This is a genomic window from Paenibacillus gansuensis, assembly GCF_042684925.1.
Classification (GTDB): domain Bacteria; phylum Bacillota; class Bacilli; order Paenibacillales; family DY6; genus Paenibacillus_N; species Paenibacillus_N gansuensis.
The window spans coordinates 425,654-452,149 of record NZ_JBHUME010000007.1 but is presented as its reverse complement, the minus strand read 5'-3'; the positions used below and the strand labels follow the sequence as shown (position 1 = coordinate 452,149).

30 protein-coding genes and 2 pseudogenes are annotated in these 26,496 nt (G+C 49.8%); 2 read left to right on the top strand and 30 right to left on the bottom strand.

The window, feature by feature from the left end; all coding sequences use genetic code 11:
* Position 1 precedes the first annotated feature (1 nt).
* The 3 genes from prmA to ACFSUF_RS09825 all read right to left on the bottom strand — a co-directional run bounded on the left by prmA (position 2) and on the right by ACFSUF_RS09825 (position 1,681).
* Positions 2-985 (bottom strand): 50S ribosomal protein L11 methyltransferase, encoded by a 984-nt coding sequence (prmA, locus tag ACFSUF_RS09835; protein ID WP_377602485.1) that lies wholly within the window; start codon positions 983-985, stop codon positions 2-4.
* 148 nt (positions 986-1,133) lie between these two features.
* Positions 1,134-1,505 (bottom strand): hypothetical protein, encoded by a 372-nt coding sequence (locus ACFSUF_RS09830; RefSeq protein ID WP_377602483.1) that lies wholly within the window; start codon positions 1,503-1,505, stop codon positions 1,134-1,136.
* Between the two features lie 5 nt (positions 1,506-1,510).
* Complete coding sequence (locus ACFSUF_RS09825) at positions 1,511-1,681, bottom strand: YfhD family protein (RefSeq protein WP_377602481.1); 171 nt, start codon at positions 1,679-1,681, stop codon at positions 1,511-1,513.
* Between the two features lie 108 nt (positions 1,682-1,789).
* Here ACFSUF_RS09825 and ACFSUF_RS09820 point away from each other — a divergent pair, with 108 nt between their 5' ends.
* The gene (locus ACFSUF_RS09820; protein WP_377602479.1) at positions 1,790-2,107 is read left to right on the top strand and encodes a DUF3889 domain-containing protein; all 318 of its coding nucleotides are present in this window, start codon (positions 1,790-1,792) and stop codon (positions 2,105-2,107) included.
* Positions 2,108-2,168: 61 nt separating this feature from the next.
* Here ACFSUF_RS09820 and ACFSUF_RS09815 read toward each other — a convergent pair whose 3' ends face one another.
* The 24 genes and pseudogenes from ACFSUF_RS09815 to gpr all read right to left on the bottom strand — a co-directional run bounded on the left by ACFSUF_RS09815 (position 2,169) and on the right by gpr (position 22,787).
* Positions 2,169-3,218 carry an LCP family protein gene (locus ACFSUF_RS09815; RefSeq protein WP_377602477.1) on the bottom strand — a complete coding sequence of 350 codons (1,050 nt, stop codon included), beginning with the start codon at positions 3,216-3,218 and terminating at the stop codon, positions 2,169-2,171.
* A gap of 279 nt (positions 3,219-3,497) precedes the next feature.
* Positions 3,498-4,622, bottom strand: a complete 1,125-nt coding sequence (gene dnaJ / locus ACFSUF_RS09810) for a molecular chaperone DnaJ (RefSeq protein ID WP_377602476.1) — start codon at positions 4,620-4,622, stop codon at positions 3,498-3,500.
* A gap of 85 nt (positions 4,623-4,707) precedes the next feature.
* Entirely contained in the window at positions 4,708-6,552 is a 1,845-nt protein-coding gene (dnaK, locus tag ACFSUF_RS09805) for a molecular chaperone DnaK (protein WP_377602474.1), read from the bottom strand.
* Between the two features lie 20 nt (positions 6,553-6,572).
* Positions 6,573-7,130 carry a nucleotide exchange factor GrpE gene (gene grpE / locus ACFSUF_RS09800; protein WP_377603143.1) on the bottom strand — a complete coding sequence of 186 codons (558 nt, stop codon included), beginning with the start codon at positions 7,128-7,130 and terminating at the stop codon, positions 6,573-6,575.
* A 101-nt stretch (positions 7,131-7,231) separates the two neighbouring features.
* Positions 7,232-8,767, bottom strand: coding sequence for a TCP-1/cpn60 chaperonin family protein (locus ACFSUF_RS09795; protein ID WP_377602472.1), 1,536 nt, complete (start codon positions 8,765-8,767; stop codon positions 7,232-7,234).
* A 41-nt stretch (positions 8,768-8,808) separates the two neighbouring features.
* Positions 8,809-9,834 carry a heat-inducible transcriptional repressor HrcA gene (hrcA, locus tag ACFSUF_RS09790; protein ID WP_377602470.1) on the bottom strand — a complete coding sequence of 342 codons (1,026 nt, stop codon included), beginning with the start codon at positions 9,832-9,834 and terminating at the stop codon, positions 8,809-8,811.
* Positions 9,835-9,928: 94 nt separating this feature from the next.
* Complete coding sequence (locus ACFSUF_RS09785) at positions 9,929-10,402, bottom strand: N-acetyltransferase (protein WP_377603142.1); 474 nt, start codon at positions 10,400-10,402, stop codon at positions 9,929-9,931.
* Positions 10,403-10,476: 74 nt separating this feature from the next.
* Positions 10,477-10,941: an NUDIX domain-containing protein gene (locus ACFSUF_RS09780; protein WP_377602467.1), complete on the bottom strand. Its 465-nt coding sequence runs from the start codon at positions 10,939-10,941 to the stop codon at positions 10,477-10,479.
* Position 10,942: 1 nt separating this feature from the next.
* Complete coding sequence (locus ACFSUF_RS09775; RefSeq protein WP_377602466.1) at positions 10,943-11,536, bottom strand: hypothetical protein; 594 nt, start codon at positions 11,534-11,536, stop codon at positions 10,943-10,945.
* The gene (locus tag ACFSUF_RS09770) at positions 11,521-11,772 is read right to left on the bottom strand and encodes a hypothetical protein (RefSeq protein ID WP_377602464.1); all 252 of its coding nucleotides are present in this window, start codon (positions 11,770-11,772) and stop codon (positions 11,521-11,523) included. The genes ACFSUF_RS09775 and ACFSUF_RS09770 overlap by 16 nt, the downstream gene beginning before the upstream one ends.
* A gap of 150 nt (positions 11,773-11,922) precedes the next feature.
* A complete protein-coding gene (locus tag ACFSUF_RS09765) occupies positions 11,923-12,465 on the bottom strand; it encodes a histidine phosphatase family protein (protein WP_377602463.1) in 543 nt (180 codons plus the stop codon).
* Positions 12,466-12,523: 58 nt separating this feature from the next.
* The gene (locus ACFSUF_RS09760; RefSeq protein ID WP_377602461.1) at positions 12,524-13,276 is read right to left on the bottom strand and encodes a DUF4184 family protein; all 753 of its coding nucleotides are present in this window, start codon (positions 13,274-13,276) and stop codon (positions 12,524-12,526) included.
* Positions 13,277-13,337: 61 nt separating this feature from the next.
* Positions 13,338-13,724: a hypothetical protein gene (locus tag ACFSUF_RS09755; protein WP_377602459.1), complete on the bottom strand. Its 387-nt coding sequence runs from the start codon at positions 13,722-13,724 to the stop codon at positions 13,338-13,340.
* 25 nt (positions 13,725-13,749) lie between these two features.
* A pseudogene (locus ACFSUF_RS09750) lies at positions 13,750-13,905 on the bottom strand (GNAT family N-acetyltransferase); the annotation flags it as partial.
* 112 nt (positions 13,906-14,017) lie between these two features.
* Positions 14,018-14,218, bottom strand: coding sequence for a hypothetical protein (locus tag ACFSUF_RS09745; RefSeq protein ID WP_377602457.1), 201 nt, complete (start codon positions 14,216-14,218; stop codon positions 14,018-14,020).
* A 4-nt stretch (positions 14,219-14,222) separates the two neighbouring features.
* Positions 14,223-14,471 (bottom strand): NUDIX domain-containing protein, encoded by a 249-nt coding sequence (locus tag ACFSUF_RS09740; protein WP_377602455.1) that lies wholly within the window; start codon positions 14,469-14,471, stop codon positions 14,223-14,225.
* An 8-nt stretch (positions 14,472-14,479) separates the two neighbouring features.
* Positions 14,480-15,355 (bottom strand): annotated as a pseudogene (locus tag ACFSUF_RS09735) (class I SAM-dependent methyltransferase).
* Positions 15,356-15,376: 21 nt separating this feature from the next.
* Positions 15,377-15,865, bottom strand: coding sequence for a GNAT family N-acetyltransferase (locus ACFSUF_RS09730; RefSeq protein WP_377602453.1), 489 nt, complete (start codon positions 15,863-15,865; stop codon positions 15,377-15,379).
* A gap of 38 nt (positions 15,866-15,903) precedes the next feature.
* Positions 15,904-16,455 carry a hypothetical protein gene (locus ACFSUF_RS09725; protein WP_377602452.1) on the bottom strand — a complete coding sequence of 184 codons (552 nt, stop codon included), beginning with the start codon at positions 16,453-16,455 and terminating at the stop codon, positions 15,904-15,906.
* Between the two features lie 145 nt (positions 16,456-16,600).
* The gene (gene hemW, locus ACFSUF_RS09720) at positions 16,601-17,803 is read right to left on the bottom strand and encodes a radical SAM family heme chaperone HemW (protein WP_377602450.1); all 1,203 of its coding nucleotides are present in this window, start codon (positions 17,801-17,803) and stop codon (positions 16,601-16,603) included.
* 79 nt (positions 17,804-17,882) lie between these two features.
* Entirely contained in the window at positions 17,883-19,697 is a 1,815-nt protein-coding gene (lepA, locus tag ACFSUF_RS09715) for a translation elongation factor 4 (RefSeq protein WP_377602448.1), read from the bottom strand.
* A gap of 75 nt (positions 19,698-19,772) precedes the next feature.
* Entirely contained in the window at positions 19,773-20,216 is a 444-nt protein-coding gene (locus ACFSUF_RS09710; protein ID WP_377602446.1) for a hypothetical protein, read from the bottom strand.
* Between the two features lie 3 nt (positions 20,217-20,219).
* A complete protein-coding gene (spoIIP, locus tag ACFSUF_RS09705; RefSeq protein WP_377602445.1) occupies positions 20,220-21,608 on the bottom strand; it encodes a stage II sporulation protein P in 1,389 nt (462 codons plus the stop codon).
* Between the two features lie 171 nt (positions 21,609-21,779).
* Positions 21,780-22,787, bottom strand: a complete 1,008-nt coding sequence (gpr, locus tag ACFSUF_RS09700) for a GPR endopeptidase (protein WP_377602443.1) — start codon at positions 22,785-22,787, stop codon at positions 21,780-21,782.
* A gap of 231 nt (positions 22,788-23,018) precedes the next feature.
* Between gpr and rpsT the strand changes: the two genes are divergently transcribed.
* On the top strand, positions 23,019-23,291 hold the full coding sequence (gene rpsT, locus ACFSUF_RS09695) for a 30S ribosomal protein S20 (RefSeq protein ID WP_377602441.1): 273 nt from the start codon (positions 23,019-23,021) through the stop codon (positions 23,289-23,291).
* Positions 23,292-23,410: 119 nt separating this feature from the next.
* Here rpsT and holA read toward each other — a convergent pair whose 3' ends face one another.
* The 3 genes from holA to ACFSUF_RS09680 all read right to left on the bottom strand — a co-directional run bounded on the left by holA (position 23,411) and on the right by ACFSUF_RS09680 (position 26,446).
* Positions 23,411-24,430 (bottom strand): DNA polymerase III subunit delta, encoded by a 1,020-nt coding sequence (gene holA / locus ACFSUF_RS09690; RefSeq protein ID WP_377602439.1) that lies wholly within the window; start codon positions 24,428-24,430, stop codon positions 23,411-23,413.
* A 304-nt stretch (positions 24,431-24,734) separates the two neighbouring features.
* Positions 24,735-25,901, bottom strand: a complete 1,167-nt coding sequence (locus ACFSUF_RS09685) for a zf-HC2 domain-containing protein (RefSeq protein ID WP_377602437.1) — start codon at positions 25,899-25,901, stop codon at positions 24,735-24,737.
* The gene (locus ACFSUF_RS09680; RefSeq protein ID WP_377602435.1) at positions 25,898-26,446 is read right to left on the bottom strand and encodes an RNA polymerase sigma factor; all 549 of its coding nucleotides are present in this window, start codon (positions 26,444-26,446) and stop codon (positions 25,898-25,900) included. Before ACFSUF_RS09680 ends, ACFSUF_RS09685 begins: the two co-directional genes overlap by 4 nt.
* Positions 26,447-26,496 lie beyond the last annotated feature (50 nt).

Below are 26,496 nucleotides of genomic sequence, written 5' to 3'. Positions count from 1 at the left end.
CCTATACCTTTCTCGCGACGAACGCGTACCAGTCCTGATCCGTATTTCTAGCATCAATGACAAAGCCTGCTTTCACCAATTCCTCTTCTACTAATTCCGCTTTGTTCTTCCAGATCCCGGATACAATATAGAATCCGCCTGTCTCCAGCACCTGATAGACATCATCGATGAAAAGCAAAATAATTTCAGCCAGAATGTTAGCGACAACGACTTTTACAGGAATATTCACGCCTAGTTCGCGGCTTGTGTTCTCGCCTTCGGTTTCGCTGGTACGCAGGACCCCGAGAAGGTCGCTTAACTTCACGGTCACCTGATCGCTCATCCCGTTCAGCCTTACATTTTCCGTTGCGCTGGAAACAGCCACGGGATCCAAATCTACGGCAAGCACATGCCTCGCTCCGAGCTTAACTGCCCCAATAGCCAAAACGCCGGAACCCGTGCCTACGTCTATTACATCATCACCGTCCTGGATAACGCCTTCGAGTGTTTTCAAGCACAGCGATGTGGTCGGATGAGTCCCTGTGCCAAATGCCATGCCTGGATCCAACTCAATAATCAGTTCACCCTGGGCAGGGGTATAGTCTTCCCAAGTAGGTTTGATCGTTAAGCGGTCCGTAATCTTCAGCGGTTTAAAATACTGCTTCCACGCTGTAGCCCAGTCTTCCTCATCGACAAGACGTACACTCATTTCAGCCGCACCCGGATCTATGCCGAACTCTTTCAGCTGTTCAATTGAACGCTTCAGTTCGTCCATCAGATCCCCGGGACTCATCTCCTCATTAAAGTACCCTTTGATGACCGCTTCGCCTTCCGGAATATCATTCAGCGGAACATCGTACCATTGCCCCAGGGACGTATCTCTCGGCCTGTTTAATGAACCGGACTCTTCAATAGAAACTCCTCCCGCACCAAGCTCATGTAAAAAATTCGAGATCATTTCCTGTGCGATCTCCGTAGTATGTATTGTGATTTCATGCCAGCGCATGCCCCAATCCCCTTTCGATTCTTCCCTTGTTACCCGTGCCTTTTTACGCACATATAAATTCTATTGTACTATATCCGCCGGACAAGCACAAAAAGACGAAGCCGCTGCATGAACGGACTCCGTCTCCTATTTGCTAAACAGAACACTATTACATTTGGCCGCCGGCGTCGCGGATCACCTGTAAAGCCTGATGATGGATTTCTTCATCCACGATTGCAGTCAACAGGATGTCTTTGCCCGTAGGGCCGCCTTGACCCCCGTCGCTGAATCCGCTGGCATTGATATCCGCTGCTGTAAGGATGCCGGCACTCCGGTTGGTGATGTCCGCATCCAACGTCAGGGACGCAAGGCTCGGCACTTTCCCTGTGGCCGGATTCATAATTTGCTCTAATCCATCCCCCGGGTACATACTGAACCGGTCTATCGCAACTTCCGAAGCGCGAAGCGCCATCAGTTTAGACTTCACAGCCTCCGCCTGCTCCGGCGTGTTAAAGTAGGCAAGTATATTTTTTTCCGCCATAAAGGTTATTTCTCCTGTCTTTGATCCGCTTCAGCTGCACGTTCCCGTGCTTCCCTGTCATCGCCGTCCGCAATTTCGTCGGAATACTCTACATCTTCATTTTTGCTCACGGGCAGGCGGTGTCCGGTTCCTCTGGAAATATTAAAATTAGCGCGTTTGTTATATGTATCGCTCATTGCTACTCCTCCATGAAATCGAATTGGGATGCTTTGGTAGTTTATCGCGCGGCGCATACTTTTATGCAAGTTAGTCACAAGCTAGAGAAAAAAAGACGGAGGTTACAAATGCGCTTATTCCCTATGTTACTGATCCTGTCCCTGTTTGCAGCTGTCCTATGCGGACCCGCTCAAGCTTCTCAGCAGCCGTCCTATGCGAAATGGGGACAACTGGCGGTAAAGGAAACGCAAAAAGCGTATGCCGGTGCCCCGATCACTGACTACCTTTATATGGGGAGAACGATTCTCGCTCCAAACCGGGCACAGGAGAAATTCAAGCTGATCGTGAGAAAAGGAACGAAATTAGTTGGCGTTCTTGTTACCGTCACGATCGAACTGCCCAGCGAGAAATTCGTTTCCATCCTGCTCCGAGAGACATCCCCCTGACTGCGCTGAATGGAGAAAAAGCCTCCGGCACTTATGCCGGAGGCTTCATTGTCTTCAGTTTTTACCCGTTCGTTCCAGCCGTTCCACTACCGGGTTCCTCATCGCTGCCGGTCAACTGGTTCTGGCTCTGTTTTGCATCCTCTGCCGCTTTGGCTGCAGCTTCAGATTCCGGGGTTTTATTCAGCTCATGCTTCAGCGCCTGCTGAGCAGCTTCGATATCTTCCGGCTTCACCACGATGTAAGGGCTCTCCCACTCCCCGTCCAAGTGGATAAAGCGGATATTCTGCGTGCTGATGCCGAGATAAGTCTGAATAAAGTCTTTCATCTCTCCCGGGGATAAGTCTGTCTTGACATGCTTGCCCATGATCTCCATCAAGGAGCCGAATTTGGATACGCCGTTCACCGAAGCCAGCTTTCCAAGCAATTCTCCGAGAACCTGCTGTTGCCGTTCATTACGGGCTCCATCGCTTGAAGGCTCCGTACCCCGGTTGGATTTCCGGTAGCGGACAAAATCCAGCGTCTTTTTGCCGTCTAAATGCTGCATCCCCTGCTTCAAGTCAATGTTCGTGCCGTCCCACGTATCCACGTACCGCATATCCATATCCACATTAATATCCAGGCCGCCCAGCTCATCAACGATTTCTTCAAATCCTTGAAAATCAACCGTGACCATATGTTCGATCGGAAGACCCACCACTTCTTCAAAAACTTTCTTGGTGTTTTCAAAGGCGGTCTGCTCGTCTTTCAGATAGAAATGCGGAAAATAATAATTCGCTTTCCGGTGCTGCAGGTCATCGGGGGTCAACTGCAAATCCCTCGGGATGGATACGACCGTAGCCGATTTCATCTTCGGGTTCAGCGTAATCGCCATCAGCACGTCGGAATTCATGCTTCCGGTTTTCTCGCGATGGTCAATGCCTGCCAGTAAAATAGTCATAGGTTTCAAATCTTTCGGTTTTTCATCCTTAATGGAGTTCGAGTTCGTGTTCTTCACCGTCATGTCGTCCAGCATATGATCAGCTTTACTATAAAGGTAACCGGCGTATGCGCCTGTACCGACTATGACGACGAGGAGTATAATCGCGGTGTACTTGACTGCTTTCTTCCACATGGCAATGACCTCTTTCGCTATTCATGTTGATCCTTATCATTGTACAAGCATTGAACAAGAAAAAGTGTTACAAAGTCGTTAAATTTTACTTGGTAATCATTCACAATTGGTTTGCAAGCTTTGGCAGCCTCGTCTATTAATAGCTTCGTAACCTCTTCTCCATTTTCGGCCGCACTCCGGTCATTGTAAGACATTACCACACGCATGCTCCTTATGAAGCAGCAAAAAAACCCGTTTTCACAGCGTTAGCCGTAAAAACGGGTTTCCGTTCATTTCCGTTTATTCACCAAGGAAAGCTTTCTTCAGTCTCTCAAAAATAGACTGCTGGTGGTGATGCGTATGGTCATTGATCGTCCCGCCGAACTGTTTCAGCAACTCTTTCTGCTCGTCTGTCAGATTCGTAGGTGTCACAATGACCGCTTTGACGTGCTGGTCGCCTTGGCCGTACCCGCGTAAACGCGGCACCCCTTTGCCCTTCAGGCGGAAGTACGTACCGGTTTGCGTTCCGGCCGGGATCTTAAGCTTTACTTTCTCGGTCAATGTCGGGATTTCAATCTCGTCACCAAGCGCAGCCTGGGCAAACGTCAACGGCACCTCACAGTAGATATCGTCGCCTTCCCGTTCGAAGAAATCATGTTGCTTCACGCGTAAAACAATGTATAAATCGCCGGCAGGACCGCCGCGTGTTCCCGGCTCACCTTCGCCGGAGACGCGAAGCTGTGCGCCATCGTCCACACCTGCAGGTATTTTCACATGAATTTTACGGTTCTTCTTCACTTTGCCGGAACCGTGGCATGTTCCGCAGCGCTCTTTAATGATTTGGCCGCGTCCGGAACAAGTCTGACAGACACGGCGGTTCACGATGCGTCCAAAAGCCGTGTTCTGAACGACTTCCTGCTGCCCGGAACCTTTACAAGTCGTACAGGTTTCCGGCTTCGTGCCCGGCTTTGCACCATTACCGTGGCATGTATCGCAATCCTCGGTGCGCGGAATCGTAACGTCTGTTTCCTTACCGAACACCGCTTCTTTAAATTCAATCGTCATGGAATACTGCAGGTCATTTCCCCGCTGCGGTGCGTTCGGATCACGTTGACGTCCGCCTCCGCCGCCGAAGAACATATCGAATATGTCGCCGAAACCGCCGAAATCCGCGCCTCCGCCGCCGAAACCGCCCGCTCCCTGATTCGGATCGACATGGCCGAACCGGTCATAGGTCGAACGTTTCTGGTCGTCACTCAACACATCATAAGCTTCCTTAGCTTCCTTGAACTGCTCCTCCGCGTCCGGCGCCTTGTTCACGTCCGGATGCAGCTTGCGCGCAGCCTGCCGGTAAGCTTTCTTGATATCGTCAGCCGATGCATTCTTACCGACGCCAAGCACCTCGTAATAATCGCGTTTTGACACTTTTCCACCCCCATAGAAAACCGCAAAAGGAAGTCAAAGCCGGAATCTTCCTGACTTTGACTTCCGCATGCAGGTCAATCAAGCCTTATTTTTTGTCGTTGTCGTCCACTACTTCATAATCTGCGTCTACAACGTTGTCTTTCTTTCCTGCGCCTGCCGCCCCTTGTGCGTCTGCGCCTTCCGCTCCTTGAGCCGCTTGCGCCTGCTCATAAAGCTTCACGGACAACTGCTGAACAATTTGCGTCAGTTCTTCAGTTGCAGCTTTGATTTCATCAAGGTTGTCGCCTTCCAGCGCTTTCTTCACCTTTTCTTTGGCTTCTTCCGCTTTCGCTGTTTCAGAAGCGTCTACTTTGTCGCCAAGGTCTTTAATCGTTTTGTCAACGCTGTATACCAGCTGGTCCGCTTCATTGCGGGCTTCTACCAGCTCTTTGCGCTTGCGGTCTTCTTCCGCGTGCAGCTCAGCGTCTTTCATCATTTTATCGATTTCCTCATCGCTCAGACCGCTTGAGGAAGTGATCGTGATCTTTTGGCTCTTACCAGTGCCTTTATCCAAAGCGGACACGTTTACGATACCATTGGCATCGATATCGAACGTAACTTCGATTTGCGGCACGCCGCGCGGAGCCAGAGGGATATCGCCCAGAGTGAAGCGGCCCAGCGTTTTGTTGCCGGCAGCCATGGAACGCTCCCCTTGAAGCACATGAATCTCTACCGCAGGCTGATTGTCAGCATAAGTGGAGAACACTTGGGACTTGCTTGTCGGGATCGTCGTATTGCGTTCGATCATTTTCGTGAATACGCCGCCTGCAGTTTCAATACCCAGGGACAATGGAGTAACGTCCAGAAGCACGACATCCTTCACATCGCCAGTCAGTACGCCCGCTTGAACTGCAGCGCCCAACGCTACTACTTCATCCGGGTTCACGCCTTTGTGAGGCTCTTTGCCTGTTAGTTTCTTAACGGCTTCTTGTACGGCCGGGATACGTGTGGAACCGCCGACAAGAACAATTTTGGTGATGTCATTAGGCGTCATGCCCGCATCGCTCATTGCTTGGCGTGTAGGCCCCAACGTGCGCTCCACCAGGTTAGCGGAAAGCTCTTCGAACTTCGCACGAGTCAGGTTCAGCTCCAAGTGCTGAGGAACGCCGTCTACTACCGTAATGAACGGCAGGGAAATTGTCGTAGTAAGAACGCCGGAAAGTTCTTTCTTCGCTTTCTCAGCTGCGTCTTTCAGACGTTGTACGGCCGCTTTATCTTTGCTCAGGTCGATGCCTTGGTCTTTCTTGAATTCTGCTACCAGGTAGTCGATGATCACTTGGTCGAAGTCGTCGCCGCCCAGTTGATTGTCGCCGGAAGTCGCTTTTACTTCGAAGAAACCGTCACCCAGTTCCAGGATGGATACGTCGAACGTACCGCCGCCAAGGTCGTAAACCAGGATCGTTTGATCTTCGGATTTCTCCAAGCCGTAAGCCAAAGCAGCTGCCGTCGGCTCGTTGACGATACGCAGTACTTCCAGGCCTGCAATTTTACCGGCATCCTTCGTCGCTTGACGCTGGCTGTCGTTAAAATAGGCAGGAACAGTGATTACCGCTTGGGTTACCGGTTGTCCCAGGTAAGCTTCAGCATCGGATTTCAGCTTTTGCAGAATGATAGCGGAAACTTCTTGAGGCGTATATTCTTTGCCGTCGATCACTTCTTTGTGATTTGTACCCATGTGACGTTTAATGGAGATAATCGTACGGTCCGGATTCGTCACCGCTTGGCGCTTTGCCGTTTCGCCGACGATCCGCTCTCCGTCTTTCTTAAAGCCTACTACGGAAGGAGTCGTTCTGTTTCCCTCCGGATTCGGAATAACGACGGCTTCGCCGCCTTCCATTACTGCTACGCAAGAGTTCGTTGTACCCAAGTCAATACCGATTACTTTGCTCATTGAAAAGAATCCTCCTTTTATTAGCTGCTAACTTTCACCATAGCCGGGCGCAGCACTTTATCCTTGAGCGTGTAGCCCTTCTGCACTTCCTCGACAACGGTTCCTTCTTCGTACTCATCAGATTCCACTTGCATAATTGCCTGGTGGAATTCAGGGTTAAACGGCTGGCCTACCGATTCGATCGGAGCCAGTCCCTCATTTGTCAACACCTGCTCAAATTGGCGGAAAATCATGTCTACACCTTTGGCGAAGGAATCATAATCGCGGTTATCCTTGCTCGCGGCCAATGCGCGTTCAAAGTTATCCAACACCGGTACCAGCTGTTCCAGAAGCTTGGCTGACGCATATTTAGCCAGCTCTTCCTTCTCTTGTCTGGTACGGCGGCGGAAGTTCTCCAGATCCGCCTGTGTGCGCAGGTAGCGCTGATTGTTTTCTTCAGCCAAGGCGCGCAGCTGTTCAAGTTCACTGTTGCCTGCACTTGCGCTCGCGTCCGCCTCTGGAGCCTCCTCTGTATGGGAAGCCGTCACCTCTGCCTCTTCAGCAGCGGTATGGCCTTGCTGTTCGTTGTCCGTATCCATGGATTGGGAATTTTCTTTATTATCGTTGAAACTCACCTTCCATTTCACCTCCTTAAACTGGTAAACACACTTCTCTTAGTATGCACTGTTTTGCCGCGGAATTAAAGTTCCGCCATTGATCTCATTTTGATGACCGTGTGAATCCGCAAAATTGCGCCGGCTACTTCAGCAGCAGCTTTCAGCGCATGAACCTTCACCAGCGCGGGATCCACTATGCCTGCTTCAAGGCAGTCCATTAAGTTCCCTGTGTCGCAGTCAATGCCAACCCTGTCGGTGTCCTGCACCAGTTGAGCAGCTTTAGCCTGCTCCACCTTCTCCAGCGGATTAAAGCCGGCGTTCAGCACGATCTGCGCAAGCGGCTTACGAAGAGCCTGGATGACCGCTTCCACACCGAACGCCTCCATGTCCTTGACCGTATCGCGGTAGCGTTCCAGCTCCCTCGCAACGGCAATCTCCACGGCGCCGCCGCCGGGAAGGTAGCCCCCCCGGACGGCAGCCTGCACGGCCGAAGCCGCGTCCTTGGCGATACGGGCACGCTCTCCGACGACCTCTTGGGTCGAGGCGCCGACAATCATCGTGACCATAGGGCGGTCCGTACCGCCGATTAAACGAATCCGGCTCAGCTTATCGTCATAGGAGACCTTCTTAGCGAGACCGAAATAGCCTTGCAATTCCTGTTTCGGTTTATGTAAGGCAATTCGTTTAATGGGACGGGCGCCGGTATGTTCGCAGATCAACTGCAGGTCCGCTTTGGATACCCGCTGCAGCACCATCACGCCAAGGTCGGAGAAGAATTGCTCCGCCTCTTGATGCACCCCGCGGTCCGCGGCAATGAAACCGATGCCCAGTTCCGCGAGCTTCCTTAAGTTTGAGCGAAACTGTTCCTTATGCTCCATATACTGTCGGAACCCGGCTTCGGTAGCAAGTGCTTCCTCATCTACCGGATCCGGTTCGAGCGCATCCTGAAGGACGAGCACCGGCGTTTCCTCCAGATCGATTTCCATCTGCATATTCATCGGCTTCTTGTGGAGCAGAAGCCCAGGCCATACCTCGTTGCCGGCTTTCTCGTGCGCGGTCACGGCGTCTGCGAAACAATAGGCCGGATCGCGCAGGCGATCCGTACCCGCGATATGCGCCGCCTCAATGACGAGACGGGCAATGTCGCCGTGCTCCCGGCCGGCGATGTAGGCCGTGCGCTGCAGCAGCGGATCGTCGAGTCCCTCGACGGCGATCGCCCGGCGCTTCAGCGATTCCACGGCCAGCGCCGCCGCCTGCTCGATGCCGCGCACCACTTTTGCGGCAGGCACGCCTTTGACTACCTGGGCGACGCCTTCGTTAAGCAGCGCGCCTGCAAGTACGGTTGCCGTTGTTGTGCCGTCGCCTACCTGCTCCTGCTGCGCCCTTGCCACCTGGATCAGCAGCCGGGCCGCCGGGTGAGTAACGTCCATCTTCTCGAGGATCGTAACGCCGTCATTCGTGATGATCACGTCGCCCTGGGGACCGACCAGCATCGTGTCGAGCCCCTTGGGGCCTAACGTGCTCTCAACGGCCGAGCATATGGCCCGGATGGCGCTGGCATTATTCGTTATCGTTGCATAACGCTCTTCCCCGTCAGGGTTCATCTGCTTTGAGGTCATCGGTTTACGTTCCCTTCTTTGCAGGTTGTTACTTCTGCTTCTTATTTGTAAAAACGCCCCATCAGCAGCGCTAAGTCCTTAGACAGAACATCCATTAGAGAAATCACCTTGGCATAATCCATTCTTGTCGGACCCAAAATTCCGATTGTGCCTAAATTCTGACCCTCCAACGTGTACGTCGCGGTAATCAGACTGCAGGAATTAATAGCCTCCATATTGTTCTCCGTACCGATCCGGACCTGAATTCCTTCCGGTGCCGAATGAAACATCTTTACCCAAGTTGGGGTTTCCTCGAACAGATCCAGAATCGTTTTTACCTTGTCTACGTCTTTAAACTCAGGCTGTGCCAGCATATTCGTCGTACCGCTCAAATGGACGCGGCTTTGCGGGTCATTGACAAAAACTCCCTCGAGCATGCCCAGCAATTCTTCATACCCGCTCACATACCTGCTCATTTCCTCGCCGATTTCGGAATGGAGCTTCGATTTAAGATGCAAAAGCGGCACGCCTGCGAGCTTCTGGTTCAACAGGTTTACAACCTTCTCCAGTTCGCCGGCCTGAATCCCGGACGGAAGTTTCACGGTCTTGTTCTCGACGTGACCTGTATTCGTTACGATAATAGCTACCGCCGTATCATCGCCAAGCGGAAGCAGCTGCAAGTGACGCAGCGTTGTCGTGAATACCTCAGGACCAAGCACAATGGATGTATAATTAGTCAAATTAGATAGAATCGAGGCCGCATGCTGGATTACCTGTTCAATTTCCTGAATCCGCTCGGCAAAAAAAAGCTTGAGCACATCCAGCTCATGCTTGCTGATATCTCCTAATTTCACAAGATGGTCTACATAATAACGGTATCCTTTATGGGAAGGGATCCGTCCTGCCGATGTATGGGGCTGCTCCAGGAAGCCGAGATCCTCCAAATCGGACATTTCATTGCGGATCGTTGCCGGGCTGAACGCTACTTCGTTCCGCTTCGAGATGCTGCGGGAACCCACCGGTTCGGCCGAACGAATATAATCATCGATAATAGCGTTAAGAATGAGACGCTGCCGTTCCGTTAACATAACCGGGTTCCTCCTTCGTGTTCATGTTAGCACTCTTCTGTAGTGAGTGCTAAGTGATATTACAAAAATACCAAACCAACTTGACGTTGTCAAGTCAGTTCAGTACTTTGAGAACCGCTATTTCATCACAGCAGTGCTGCTTTTTGCAGTGGACACAATCGGTCCATACTTTCTCCGGAAAGATCTCTTTTTCAACCACCGTGAAACCGTTTTTCTTGAAAAATTCGACCTCATATGTCAAAGCCATCACCTTCGGCGTTCCCAGCTCCTTCGCCTGTTCCATAAGCGAATCGACCAGCTTGCCGCCGATGCCCTGGCCCTTGTAGCCGTCGCTGATTCCCAGTGACCGGATCTCTACCAGATCCTGGCCCAGCTTGCATAAAGACCCGCACCCAATCACTACCCCTGACTGCTCAGCCACCACAAACGTATCGATCATTCTGTGGAGGGCTTCCTTCGACCTCGGGAGCATAATGCCTTGTTCCGCATAACCCTGTATTAATTCATATAATGTGTCCACGTCGCCCACTGTCGCTTTCCGACATACGGTACTTACCGACAACGCCATAACAACCACCGTCCGCCTCCAATGTAATATGAATAAATATACAATAAGTAGTAGTATTTATTCAATCTATTTTTTCAGTCCGTCTTGCCGTCGAACGTGCTGCCCCAAAAAGGTCCCGGGTCACGGCGATAGTATCCTTTGACAATGTCCCGAACTGGTTCCGGCTGCAGGTTGTGTTCAATCATCTCCTCTAAATGAATCCAATAAAACTCCAGATGGGCTTCTAATGAACGTGGATTTACTCTATGCGGCAAATTTGGCAAAGTTACCTGAAAGACATGATTGATTTCCTGGTGATACGAATCCTCTTGCTCAAAATCCGCTTCGACCGCACCCAGATACGTTCCGACTTCACACTCTTCTCCGAACTCCTCAGCAATCTCTCTGGCGAGCGTTTCTTTCATGCCTTCCCTAAACTCGACATGTCCCCCCGGCAAAAACGTGTTATCCATCCCGATACAATGAGCGACTAAGATATATTCCCCTGACAGAATAACGCCTCTAGCGAGGACGTGGTACTTTTGATTTGGAGTTTGCATATTACACCCGCTTTGCATTTATTCTGCGTTTCTCATCCCTATGGTAAATCCATAAGCCGCCTAGTACGAAAGGAAGAGAGATCAGGATGGAAATCCCTATCACTTTTATCAACGTAAGAAATAAGCCTTTGTAATTATAAAGAAGAGTTAGACTCAGTCCATTTTCTTGAAGAGTTTCATTAATTTTTGTATGTAATATATAGGAGCCTTCTTCATGAATGTGAAAACTGTATAATGACTCCCCTTTGCTTTCATCGACCGTGTAAGATAAGGATGTGTCATCCGCTATAACCGGTTGGGGCAGATCTGCAGGTGCAACGATTTTAAATTCTAATGCGCTTTTCACATCGCTGATCTTATTGTTTTCTGTAATTGTAACGGGTCCGAAGCGCCTATTGCTCTCGTTATATTCATAAAAAAGGGAATAGGTTCCCTCTTTCAGCGTACGCCTCTCTTCGCTGTTCATCGCTAGGTAATCCCGTTCGGTGATATCCTGCAAAATAATAGTGCCTTTTGCGAAACCGCCGACTATGATCAGGCCCGCTATAATTAGTAAACCGTATTTCTTTACATGCAATTTTAAAGCTGCCACCATATCTGTTCTTCCCCTTTGTCTCGTTTCCCTTTGTAGAGCACCTCACCCTCAATAGACAAAATATCAAATTCGAAGGTGCAGTAGTTTCTGAATAGTTCCGCATCGCTAATGCCGTTTTCCGTCTTCTCAATGAATTCGGATGCAAGTATTTTGGCCTGCTTGTTCGTGATCGGGCGTTTTACCATCAGGCGGAATTTGATCTTCTCAATACCACCCGCAGAAACTGCCGAGTCCATTATTTCCCTCTGTTTCATGGCCGTTTCAGCTTTGCCAGCTGCGTTTGCAACTTCCTCCTGGTCAGGTTTAGATTCCGAGCAGCCAGCAAGTAACATGCTAAAAATAAGTGTAAGTGCAACACAGAACCAATACTATTTCAACTTAGAAGCTCAACTCCATATCCTATGTAATGAAATGATTTCCCCATCGGTAAGGACCGACTCAAATACGTCCGGATTCGTTAGCTTCTTCCATTCTTCAAATCCAAAAGCAGGATGATAATGTTTCAGCATTAAGGAGAGAAGATTTCCATGGGTGCAAACAACAATATTTCGGTGCCTGCCCTGACTCAGTTCTCTTAACACTGCCATCCCTCTGCTCCCAGCCTCAAGTGACGACTCTCCGCCTGCAAACTTGATATTCATGTCGAAGTACGTTTGTGCCAGCAGCTCCATCCAGTTGCTTAGATGTTCTGTAGAAAGCACTCTTTCTTCAAGCCTGACATCCGTCTCAACCGTTACACCGATACGGTCTGCTAGAGGCCTCACACTTGCGACGGCTCGCAAAAATGGGCTGGAAACAATACGATCGACTTTCTTATCAGCAAACAAATCCGCCAACCGCTCAGCTTGATGCTGACCTTCTTCCGTCAAATGCGCTTCAGGCTCCTGACCGGAAGCCTTACAATGTCTTACAAGATAAACGGTCGCCATAGCACCCTCCTGGTTTGATTGTATAGCTTCCAAATGAAATAAGGGACCTTTTATCTAGCTATCCTAGCCGACGAAGCTGCTGATATTTGTTAAATAAACAACTGGCCAACACAATCCCGACAATCGTCCCCGAGATGGAAGAGACTACAAGAATACCAACTATATTCGTGCTTTCCGTGAAAGCCAATTTGAGTGAGACCACCACGGCGGCGGTTATTATGACTACAAGCCAGTAGTGAATCTTTCTTCTTTTTTGCACGGTCACAGGCAATTGTGCAGGAACCGAATTCCGGACCAGCCATAATACCAGTAAGAGTTCGGCCACTAACCCTAGCAGAGACAGTGAATATTGAAGCCATTTATACAAAGGTAATTGGAAAATCTCCTGTTGAAGCGCCCGCTCCTGGCGGGCAAAAGAACCGGAGACATGCGTGAAGGAATCAATGAACACATGGCTGTAAAAACCAATGACCACGGTAATCAGAAATAGGATCCATGAGGAGACTTTCCGGTATTCAAAAGGTTCCAATGAGGCATATAATTTTCGGTCCAACTGAAAAACGCTTGGGACGTGCATGGCTAGAATTCTCAGAACGAAGCTGAACACAAGCACAAAAAGTACACTTAAAGGAATGGCTTGCAGCCACAATCCTTGATGCGTATGACCAATCGTCTGGTAGGGTTCCAATGCCAGAAAGTACTCGAAATCAGGCGACATACTCCCGAGCACCAGCCCCCAAGCGCTAATATGGCGAGGATTAATGAACTTTAAAGGCAAAGCATAAAGCGGATGAGCAAATGTGAATGGCATGTTGCACTTCCTTTTGTATGTATGACTGTGTTGCAGGTGAAAAGTTCCATACAGATTATTGTCAGCTGCCGATGGCCACAATAACACTTGTAATCAGCATTAAAATGGATACCGGTGCCCAAATTTTTCGCTCCCATATGCTTTTTGTAATCACATTTAGTATGGAAGCAATCAATGAGAATATCACAACGAACCAGATAGCACTCTTTGCAAAAGAAACCCAGCCGCTAACAAGGATACCGGAATGAATCAGCACTACAAACGCAAGAAACATCAGAATTAATACTTGAAAAATAGCGGTAACACGCATGCTTGGAGGGTATTTCCCCGGAAACTTTCCCCCCATCGCGTAACTTCCCCAGGGCACCCCTGCCGCTAAAGCAAGTTGGAATAGGACGACAATGCCTATTAATACTGTAAAAAGAATGGCTGATATAGATGTGAGCATGGTTCACCTCCCATTGTTAATAAGGTTACAGGTCATCAATAGTGATTGCATACATCTCTGACTTTTCCATGACTCTTGCTGAGCCGATATTGTCCGGATGGCATCTTGCATCAATCCTCACAAGCCCCATCCTCTCAAATCCAAAAGATATAATCTCCTTCACCGTCTCGGTCATGTAACCTTCCCCCCAGCAAACTTTCTCAACAGGGTTCTCCTGTTTTCAATCGGTTGTAGATCACCGTAAATATCTTGGATTTCCAAAGTCATTCCTCCTTGATTACGAGAGTAACAAGCTACCATTTGTTGATATATCCGGCTTTTCGCAAATAATACTCGGTAAAAGGGTTTAATTCTTCAATCGGTTCATCCAATGAAAAATACCTCAACTCAAGCCCCTCGTCATCATTAATTCTAGGTATACCATAGACTTCATGGGCTTCGTATACTGCCATCACATTGTAAATTTCATCCCCGTTGGGATACTTGTAATACATATCCTCACCGCAGCAGGGTAATGAACTGAAAGTGCTTAGCCTTCAAACCCGCCTCCTCATAAAGTTCACGCACAGCCGCTTGTTCCAAAGACTCCCCTAATTCCAAGGCACCTCCAATGGTTCCCCAGTCGTGAGAGTCCGATCGTTTTTGTAATAGCAGCTGGTTCTGCTCCTGAAACACGAGCACACATGCACCAGGTATGATGATAGGGCGTGTTCCTACGAATTCTCTTACATCAGATATGTATCCCATGGAGCCTCCTATCTTCTAACCGTACCATAAGATATTTTCATATTTGGCGCGTACGTAAGCCACGAATCAGCATCAAATACTGAAGCAAAGCGCATCTCCGCACGGACTTGTGCCGCTGCCTCTTCTTCCGTGAGGCCCCTTAGGGCCAAGCGTTTTACTGTTTCGGAAATCGATTCCGGCTCTTGCCCCAGCCCTTCTGCTTGCAGATAGTGGAAAAGCCGCTCTTTGGCGCTTTCCTCCATATGCTGATCCAAAAAGTTGACCCGGTCGCTCACCCGGCACCCTACATCCGCTAAGCCCATTTTACTCATTCACGCCGGGATCTTAATGCCGATATTCCCGTCTTTCCCGGTTTGCGCTGCATCTTGTTCATACAGTTTCTGAAGTGCGCCAAGTTGTACAACCTCGGATAGCGCGTGCCCGCTAAGTTCGTAGTTGGCCATAGCAGCAATCCAATGAGTCTCAAAACAAATGACCCTTCCTCCCTCTACCACACTGTTACTCATTTTTTGCAGAATGGCTCCGGGATCCGGCATATGCAGCAAAAAAGCATGGCAAACGGCAAGATCATACTTACACGCCGGGTTCATCTGTTCTATATCTCCGACAATGAAGTTGGTTTGATACGGCAGCTTGGCAAACACTTGCTTCGCTTCGGCAATCAACGCTTTACCCTGATCCACCCCGGTGTAACTTGACCCCTCCGGGAGAAGCGGCAGCAGCTTCAAACCAAGGTATCCATACCCGCAGCCAAAATCAATCACACGTACCGGCCGGGTAATGCCCCATACTTTTTGCAGCAGAAATTCAAGGTAATCATCATTGTAGTATAACGTTCTGGTGTTTCTTAAATATTCGATCTGATCGTCCCAAAAGTACGACATACCGCTTCTCCCCTCACAAAGTCACTTTTTCTCGTACAAATTTGCACTCCAACCGGCAATGTCCAATCTGCGGACAAAATGAAACCCGTTGCTTCTATAAAAAGCGTTAAGTTTGGGGTTTTCAGCCATACAATCCAGCCGAATCACTGTTTTCCCTTTTTGTTTGATATGATCTTCTGCCATTTTTAACAGTAAAGGTCCTACCCCTTGTCCGTAAAAATCCCTATGTACTGTAAATCTATGTATATATCCCGCATCGTCATGATCCAGCTCCCCCCAGATCTGAGGATCTGACCAAGTCAAAACATATGTACCAACAACTAAGCCTTCTGATTCAGCAATATATACGTCCGAGCCCTCTTCCATAAAACCCAAAACTTGTTCCAATTGAAAAAAATCCGGCAGCCATTGGACAATGCCTTTCTCTAGCAGCCAGCTTGCAGCACTTTGCCACAATTGCAAAATCAGGGGTGCTTCCAACCGGGCAGCTAACCTACAGTTAATGTGCATAGGATGATACTCTCCTAACAGTAATCTAATAAATACTTCTAGACGGCTACCAGTCCCTCCACAATGTTCGAGCTGTCCCCATCCGCCATATCAGACTTTACATATTCATATGACAACCATTCGTAATAAGGCATTCCAAGCAGTTCAGCGACACGATAGGCAGGGCTCAGCTCAAACGCCTGTTCAAACTCAGTAATATGAAATAAAGGTTGAAGCTCCTCCAAAGTAACCTTAGCATTCTGTACAGGATTGGCGTTAATTACATCTACTACCTTGTTCAAGTTAAATTCCCCGTAGTTGCTATCCACTTCTTCTTCCCACACGCAATCATAATGAAACACCTGTTCAGCCCGTTCATAAATGCTTAAAGTCCAGCCATGATCCTCCGCAAAAATATAATGAACCAACGTTCCCAGGTTGTTCCTCACTAGCTGCTTATTCTCCTGAAACATACTGCCTTCCGCCAAAATGGTCACCCAATGGTTTTGGGCAGGATACACATATCCTTTCAGTTTTGCTCTGGTCAGCAGCTCGACACCCTCTTCTTGCCTGTCGGAAAATAAATGATAACTTTCGCTGAATTCACTCACAGAATCGGCCCCCTGGTTCAAGATACTTACTTCCTGTATATTTCAATTCCCCCCTTTCCATTCCCTTCTTTTTCCTCTCCCGCCCTCCACTATGAAAAAAGACAGCCTGCCGGATAGGCAAACTGTCTTGAACTTACCTTATAAATCAATTCTCCAAAAACGCCCCAAACACTTCGTTCCCCAGGACAATCCCGGCTTCCGATAACCGGTAACCCTGTTCAGTACGCTCTAGCAGCCCCTGGTCAAGCAGTTTCCGGATAATCTCACCAAACACATGTTCCATCGGCAGTCCGAACTGAACCATGAAGTCTTCCTGCTTCACTCCGTCCAGCAGCCGCAGGCCAACCATCATGAAGTCTTCCATTGCTTCCTGTTCCGTTACCGGATTCTCTTCCAGCAGCGGCAAGCCTTTCAACGTGGCATCGATATAGTTCTGCACGCCTTTGATGTTGATGTGGCGCATACGGTTGGCATAGCCATGGGCTCCTGCGCCCAGTCCGTAGTAAGCTTCATTCTTCCAGTATTTGGAGTTGTGGCGCGACTCATACCCCGGCTTGGCAAAGTTGCTGATTTCGTACTGCTTGAAGCCCTCAGCGCTTAGCCGCTCCATAATCGTCCTGTACATCGCGAGTTCTTCATCCTCATCGGGAAGGGGAAGCTGGTTGCGCTGATACAGCGTGTGGAACAACGTGCTTTCCTCTACTTTCAAGCCATAAATGGAGTAGTGTTTCAGATCCAGAGCCAAAGCCTTATCCAGCGTATCATTCAACAGCTCCAACGTCTGCTTGGGCAGTCCAAACATTAAATCAATGGACAGGTTTGTAAAGCCTGCTTTTTTGGCATTTTCGATACTGCGGTAAACATCATCTGTATTGTGGATACGGCCAATGCGCTCCAGCAGCTCGTTATTGAACGATTGAACGCCGAAGGAGATCCGGTTCACGCCTCCTTCTTTCATAGCGGTAAGCTTCTCCAAGTCGGTTGTGCCGGGGTTCGCTTCCATCGAGAACTCCAAATCCGGTGCCTGATTAGGGAAGTAGGTGTTTACCAGCTTCAGAAAATGAGACATCTGATCCGGCAGCAATACCGTCGGCGTACCGCCCCCGACAAAGATGGTTTCTATCTGCCCCGGCGGCAGCTTCTTCACGGTCAGCTCCATTTCCCTTTCCATCGCATCCAAGTAATCCATGACAGGCTGTCCCTTTAAGATGTAGGAATTAAAGTCGCAGTAGTGACATTTGTTCGTGCAAAAGGGAATATGCAAATACAATGCCTTCGGATTTGCTTGCGGAATGGCAAAAGAAAGCGAACCTGACTCTGTTTGTTGTTTGTGATGCTTCGTCATCATGATTCCTCCTTTCGTAAGTGCTGTATTGAAAAAACGAAGACTGCGGGAGCCCCCGCAGTCCTGCTTCGCTCTATTACGACTATTCGTCGATTTTCAGAACCGCCATGAAAGCTTCCTGCGGCACCTCTACGCTGCCGACCTGCTTCATGCGCTTCTTCCCTTCCTTCTGCTTCTCCAGAAGCTTCCGCTTACGGGAGATGTCACCGCCGTAACACTTGGCAAGGACGTTCTTGCGCATCGCTTTAACGGTTTCACGCGCAATGACTTTCGTGCCGATAGACGCTTGTACCGGCACCTCGAACATTTGGCGCGGAATCAGTTCTTTCAGCTTCTCGCAAATGATACGTCCGCGGTTGAACGCACGATCGCGGTGAACGATAACGGACAAGGCGTCAACCTGCTCGCCGTTCAACAGAATGTCCATCTTGACCAGATTGGATTTCTTATAACCGGACAGCTCGTAATCGAACGACGCATAGCCCTTCGTGCTGGACTTCAGCTGATCGAAGAAGTCATAAACGACTTCGGACAGCGGGATATCGTAGGTCAGCGTAACCCGGTTTGTATCCAGGTATTCCATATTAATGAACTCGCCGCGCTTGCCTTGGCAAAGTTCCATAATAGCCCCGACAAAATCGTTAGGCACAATTATGGATGCCTTGACGTAAGGCTCTTCGACGTAATCGATTTTCTGTACATCCGGGAAGTTCGACGGGTTGTCGATATTCAGTGTCTCCCCGTTCGTTTGTGTAACTTTAAATACTACACTTGGTGCGGTAGTAATCAAAGGAATATTGAATTCCCGCTCTATCCGCTCCTGAATGATCTCCATGTGCAGCAGCCCCAGGAAGCCGCAGCGGAATCCGAAGCCCAGCGCGGAGGATGTCTCCGGCTCATACCGCAGGGAAGCATCGTTCAGCTCCAGCTTCTCCAAAGCTTCGCGAAGATCGTTGTAATCCGAAGTTTCGATCGGATAAAGTCCGCAGAATACCATCGGGTTGATCCGGCGGTAGCCCGGCAGCGGTTCCAGCGTCGGATTCTTCGCGTCCGTAATGGTATCCCCTACACGGGTATCCTTCACATTCTTAATCCCCGCCACAACGAAGCCTACGTCGCCGATTGTCAGCTCGTCCACCGAAGACATGCGCGGCATGAAAGCCCCTACTTCGATAACCTCGAACGTCTTATCTGTAGCCATAAACTTGATCTTAGAGCCTGCCTTGATCGTCCCGTCAATGACACGGACATACACGATAACCCCTTTATACGGATCATAGTGCGAGTCAAAGATCAACGCTTTCAGCGGGTTATCCGGATCACCGACAGGTGCCGGCACTTTTTGTACCACTTGCTCCAAAATTTCCTTGATGCCGATACCGGCTTTAGCCGAAGCCAGAACCGCTTCGCTGGCATCCAGTCCGATAACATCCTCCACTTCCTGCTTCACACGTTCAGGATCCGCACTCGGCAGATCAATCTTGTTAATGACAGGCAAAATTTCCAGATTGTTATCTAAAGCCAAGTACACGTTTGCAAGCGTTTGTGCTTCGATGCCCTGCGCCGCATCCACAACAAGCAAAGCGCCTTCACAGGCCGCCAAGCTGCGGGAAACTTCATAGGTGAAGTCGACGTGTCCCGGTGTGTCAATCAGATTCAGCAGGTAGAGTTCGCCGTTATCCGCCCGGTACTGCAGTCGAACCGCCTGTAGTTTAATGGTGATGCCGCGTTCCCGCTCCAAATCCATCTGATCGAGCACTTGTTCCTGCATTTCCCGTTGGGACAAGGCTCCGGTATATTCTAAAATCCGATCCGCTAAAGTCGATTTACCGTGATCGATATGCGCGATAATACTGAAGTTGCGAATGCGCTTTTGGCGCTCTCTTGCGTCTGACATGAGAAACCCCCGTTGCTGGTCATAGTAAATACATTTCATTATAACAGCAAAGGGAATCCTCAGCAATGTTATCCGTCATTTCAACACTTTATCAAAAAGCCCGACAACCATCTCGATCCCGTGATGCGATACGATTTGCAGCAAATCGCCTGTTTTGGCCGCCAAACGGCTGGTTGTCGCTATATCCTGCGGCTGTGGCGCTCCTGGACCTGCAACGGGGGAGATCTCCCCGGAGTCTGCTGCACCCGCCTGAACCGCTACGTGTCCTTGTACTTGACCTTGTACTTGCCCTTGAACTTGTCCTTGTACCTGACTTTGAACCTGCTGGACTTGCTGCACCGGCACAGTCTGTACCGGGAGCGCCGCCGGCTGCTGCTGAACCCAAACCTGGGCGGAATTGCCGCCTGTCATGGGGCCCTGCACCGATTCCGTCCCTTTTTGCGCCAATTCCAATCCGTAACATACACCAAGAGCAATCAATGCGATCGAAACGAATGTTTTGAAAGTTGACTTTTTCACCGCTTACCCCCGCTTTCCTGCGCCGCTGTCCGCCAGCTTGCCCTTGTCATCGGCTTTCTTCGGCTCCTGTTTTTTCTCGCCGCCGTTCACTTTTTCCGCTTTCCAATACACGTCCGCGATCATTTTGGCCAGCACATCTACCGTCCGGTAGCACTCTTGCAGCGTATTTTCCACACCGCCGATCTCGACTAATATGCTGTTAGGAGACACATGCTGATTATATTCACCGTTGCCGTTCTTGGAGGACTTGCCCCAGATGCCTCTGGATATGCCCGGATACTTGCTTTCGAGGCTCTGCTGGATTTGCGCTGCGAACTCCTCGTTTTCTTTCCAGTCCGGATTCCGGTGTCCGACAATAAAGTATACTCTCGCATAATCCACACCTTTCACCGTGGTCGTCGTTTTCTCACGTCCTTGGGAATCCCGGTGGATATCGAACAGGAACTTGATGCCCGGATTTTGTGCAAACGCCGTCTGAATCGTCTTAAGCGAATATTTATAGGAAAAGTTATAGTTGTAATTTTTCACGCTCGATGCGTAATCCGTTTTGGAAGCGGAAGCTCCTACACCTAGCTCTTCCAGCTTTTTGGCAAGACGGGCGCTCAATAAGGTAACGTTCGTTTTGGAGTCCTCCGGAAATTTTGCGCCTTTCTTCAATGCAGGAAAGTAGGATTCCCGGTTATGCGAATTGTAAATGAACACTACTTTTTTGCCGTTGGTGGTCGGAGTGGTAACCGGCTCCTTTATCCCCGAATCGGTTTCAGTCCCTGGCGGGTTGTCGTTATTGCCCGTGCCCGCCGATGCATCAGGGGCCTGAACCGGTCCGTTCTCCGAGCCCTCGCTGCCGGCATTCCCTTGATTAGCACTGCCATCTGCCCCCGCGTTTCCGTCCGGAGCAGGTTCATTTCCCGTTTGTTCCTCTTCTCCCTTTGCGCTTCCGTTCCCGGGATGATAATCCTGCGGCGCCGCTCCCAGATCCGTACCCGAGCTGCCCCGGAGCACGAATGCGTCATCGGTGTCCATCAACGGAATCTCTCTGGCAATGAGACTTTGCGGATAATTATGCGGATTAATGCTGGTTACATATTGAAAAAGAAATTGAGTAATATTGCGCGAGGAAAGAGCGGATGCCGAACTGCTTTGCTGCGCATGCGGCAGTTCCATTCCCATCATATCCATGAAAAAACGGCTTGATACAGCGGCGGCCAGCCCTTGCATCGAGCTGGCGGGCGAGGTATTGACCTTGGCCTGAAACATACCTCCGAATCCGAGCAGAACGAAGAATACCGCCGAACATAGAGACAATGAAATGTATATGCGTCCGAGCAGGCCCATGCTCTGCCCCATTCTTCTGACTTTGCCGACGTTCACTGTAACGGATGTCCATTTCATGATCCTGTGTTCCTCCCAATCGTTTTCTGACTCAACTCTACTAGCAATTTATGAGTTCACTAGAGTTGATAGAACCTATCGGGACAAATTTTATGAAAGAGTTCCAACGCCTGCTTTTCACGGACGTCAAAAAGACCTGCCCGGAAGAGCAGGTCACTGCAGATGAAGCAATTAGTGGGTGTACGCAGCCACATTGTCGGAATCGATGGCCTCATGAAGCGCCGCATTTAGTCCGCTTGCGATGATATTCGCGATATCTTCGATAAATTCGTCAATCTCTTTAGGGGTGACTACAAGATCATGGCCAAGCGGATTCAATACTTCCTTCACCAGCATCAAGCGCTCATTCTCCTGCAGAGTATCGAGCATACCGAGAATTTTGTCAGTGGCCTCGGTTTCTTTCTTGAAATGCGAGATCAGCATTTCAATACTGCTGTTGACAATCGTCGAGGCGAACACTACGGTTGGGACGCCGATTGCGATGACCGGCACGCCCAGCACTTCTTTCGTAATCCCTTTGCGTTTATTGCCAACGCCGGACCCCGGATTAATTCCCGTGTCGGCAATCTGTATCGTCGTATTCACGCGTTCGAGAGCCCGGGAAGCAAGTGCATCGACAGCGATAACCAGGTCCGGCTTGGACATTTCCACAATGCCCTGCACGATTTCACTTGTTTCGATGCCTGTAATCCCAAGTACTCCAGGTGAAACGGCGCTCACCTGACGATACCCCGGAGCGACCTGGTCCGGCATCAGTTCAAAATAATGCCGCGTCACCATCACATTCTCCGTTACGATCGGGCCCAGCGCATCCGGAGTTACGTTCCAGTTGCCAAGGCCCACGATAAGCACCTTGGCCGTCTTGGAGACGCCCGTATCTGCCAGAAACTGCTCGAATTCTTTGGCGAATCTGGTCGCCACACGGTCCTGGAGCTTGGAATCTTTATTCCGGAGTTTAGGCACTTCGATTGTTACATAATGGCCCGGCAGCTTGCCGATGGCACGGGAACCCTCTTCGGTAGTGACTTTAATTTTAGTCAGGTAAATGCCGTCGTCTTCATAGGACTCTTCCTCAACGCCGGGGAGCCTCCCGGGATTGTTCTCGGAAACCAGTTCCCTGGCTTCCAAAGCCAAATCCGTTCGCACGTTATACATCTGCAAGTCGTTCCGCTGATCCATGTTTTCCACAAACTCCTTTACACGGCATTTGATGCTTAGTATGCTCAGGAGAGCGGCCGTTATTCCGGGTTTTCGACGCCTGCTTGCCATGTGTCTATCCTGGAGATAAATCTCTTCATGCTCTTGCAATTTGGGCATACCCATGATAGAATACTTTAAGTTATGTGTCGAAACACCATGTACGGTTGTTTTGTGGAACACTTATGACGTCCTTTGTAGGAGGTGAATGCAATGCCTAACATTAAATCCGCAGTGAAAAGAGTAAAGACTAGCGAAAAGCGTCGTCTTCTTAACGCTTCTCATAAATCCGCTCTGCGTACAGCTGTGAAAACCGCTGATGTAGCTTTGGCTGGTACAGACGTAGAAACTGCAAAAACTGCTTTGGTTAATGCAACGAAGAAGTTGGACAAAGCCGTAACTAAAGGTCTAATCCACAAGAACGCTGCTGCCCGTAAGAAGTCCCGTCTGGCGAAACGCCTGAACGCACTTTCCGTACAGCAATAATTACAAGTCTTCATTGAAAAGTCCTGCAAGCATTCGCTTGCAGGACTTTTTTGTAATTAGAGCAAGGTAAGCCATCGGAGCTAAACCTCCGTCGGCCCGCCTTGCTCTGGTTTCAGTTCCTACGCTGCCATGCGGAGCAGGAACAGTTCCAAGCCCAGCACTTTATCGATTTTGCCGCTCTTCATCCGGTAATCGAGCTCCGCCAATTCCGATAGAATCCCGGCCAGACGTTTCGTCTCAAACCGCCTTCCCTGCTCCGCCGCTATCTTTACGGCATAAGGATGGAGTGCCAGCTGGGAAGCGGATTGCTGCTGTGAATACCCCTGATGGGTCAGCTCTTTCACCTGGAGGATGATCCGGAATTGTCGGGCGATCAGCGCGATCAGTTTGATCGGCTCCTCCCGCTGTTTCAGAAGATCATAGAAGATGGACATTGCACGCTGAACCCTTAACTGAGCAATCTCCTCGATTAGCAGGAAGACGTTCTGCTCCGTCGTACGGACAACCATGCTTTCTATCACTTCCTCAGTAACAGCCCCGCCTTCACCAACAAATAAAGAGAGCTTCTCCATCTCCCTGCTCAGCGCCTGGAGCGAAGTTCCCGCGTTCAAGATCAGCCTGTCCGCCGAAGTCCGGTCCATTCTGCACTTCAGTTTTTCTGCGCGCCTCATTACCCACTGTACCAATTCCTCGGCGCTTAACGGCTGAAACGGGACTACGCCGCCCCGCTCCTTCAGTTGCTTTACAATCTTCTTCCGCTCATCGAGTTTATCTGCCGAAACCGTAAAGACAATCACACTGCTCTCGGAAGGCTTCGCTATATACTCTAAAAGTCTATCAACCCTATGCTCCACCTTGGAACTGTCCTTCGCACCTGTGAAAAAGACGGCATCCTTGGCTACAACCACTTTACGAGGAGCCAAAAAGGGCGGTGTCTCCGCATCGTCCAGCACGTCGTCCAGCCTGGTTTCCGACAATTCAAACTTACTCAAGGCAAAATCCATATATTCAGGTTCAATCAACTGCCCCGTCAAATAGGCCAGGAATTCGTCCATTTGATATTTCTCCGAACCATAACATAAATAAACAGGCTGTATCTTCCCCTGATGTATCTCTCTGGCCGCAGCTTTGTAATCCATATCCTTCTCCTTATCCCACACCTGCACGATCAGGTTGTTTCCTATATCTGTTTCTATTCTACTACATTTATGGGCTGATTTCAGGCGGAGATCCGATTACAAAAAAACAAAGGGATCAGGCCAAAATTCCTCGAGGAGTTTTGACATAATCCCTTTGCCCCAGCACATCTATATAAACACCCCTGAGCCGGATCCTAGGTATCCGCTATCCGGGTGGTCATACGACGAACGTCTCGCCGCTGACTCGTTTATACAATATACGCCTGCCAAGCCCAATGTGTGCGTGGAATTTGGCTCTTTACAATCATTTTTTATTTTCTTTCCAAGTTCCAACTTCCACCGCATAACTCTCGTTAACGTTCTTTCCGAGCACATCATAAGAAACGGTCATCTCATCATCTGACCAGATCAGGTTTGCAATAGCGCCAGCTTTAGGAGAAGAAATAAATATCGGCTTGTGCTTGATATGATCATAGATAATCACTTCGCTCTTCGCCGTTACATAAGCAGAATAGGCGCCGTCCTTCGTATAATGCTGCGTTACACCGGCCTCCGGTTCTCCTGCAGATGAATCGGCTGTGATGCTGTGTTTGCCTCCAAATCCGCTCTGACCAGGAGAACCTTCTGCGGCAGGGACTTTGCCCTGATCCGCATCCCCATTCGACCCTGCCGGGGTGTCTTCGACAGAAGTACTGCCTGTCTTCCCGCCGGATCCTGCGCCATTTCGCGACGGGGCCGGAGCATTAGGGGAAGTCACATCCGCCCTTACGCCGTCCTTAAGATCAACCCCGCCGTCAGCACCCGCATACCCCGGCACCTGATTTCCGCCATTGGGATTCGTGCCTGAATCGGTGTACTGATCAGGAGCACCTCCGCTGTCGGAAGAAACCGGCGTATCCGGAGAGGCGCTTTTGTCTGCCTCCGCTTTAAATTGATCCATCTGAGCAGCCGGTTCATCCGAAGCAGGCGAATTCTCCTGTCCGGCAGCGGATCCGTCCGCTGCGCTCTGTTTCCTCATCATTGTTTCCGGTGCCTCCGCTGTGGAAGCTGTATCGGCCGCAGCGTTATCCGCCTTGTTACTCTGGCTGCCGCCAGGGGGATTGGTCACCATAAACAGGCCGATCATCAGTCCTGCAGCCACTACACCGCCAAGTGCCGGCCAGTTCCATGCGGCCATTCGCTTGCGTCGGGCCGCCGTTTTTGCTTGCGGCGTCCCTGTAACTTCTGCAGGCGCCTCGACTGAGGCGGAATCCAAAGCATCAAGACGCGGAAGAATAGAATCCACAATGGAGAAAGGAGGCACAACTTTGGGCAGCTGCTCAAGTTCGGAAGACAGCCTTTCCAGCCTTTCAAACATGGTTTGACAGGCCGGGCATTGCACAAGGTGCCTATTCATGTCATCTTTCTCGCTGCTGTGCAAGTCCCCGTCTATATGTCTTTGCATCAATTCCATCACCTCTTGGCAGTTCATCCGCGCACACCACCTTTCTGATAATCTTGGAGTAAAGTTTGAAGCTGCTGCCTTGCTCTGAATAAATAGGACTTCACCGTATTCAACGGCAATCCAAGGCTGTCGGATATTTCGTTATAAGAGAAATCCTGCAAATACCTGAGTACCACGACCGCCCGGTGATGCTCCGGAAGCTGATCAATCGCACCGCGGATATCTTCAGCGACAAAAGCTGAGAAGACCGAGTCCTCTACATTCTTGGGGGAGGTAAATACCATCTCATGCTCATCGATGGACACAGCTGGCTTCGTTCTTCTGAATTTGTCGATGCAGATATTCGTTACAATCCTCTGCACCCATGTCTTAAACTGGGCTTTCTCTTCATAGGAATGAATTTTGGTATAGATCCGGATGAGCGCTTCCTGCGATGCATCCAGAGCGTCCTGTTCATTGCCGAGTATATAAAAAGCCGTGCGGTAGACGGATTGTTCGATTTCTCGCAAAAGAGTAATAAGAGCGTCGCGATCGCCTGATTGAGCAGCTCTTACGAGTTCTTGCTCTACCACCTGAATCCCCCTCTCATGCAACCTTATAGACGCCGGACGTCATGAAATTG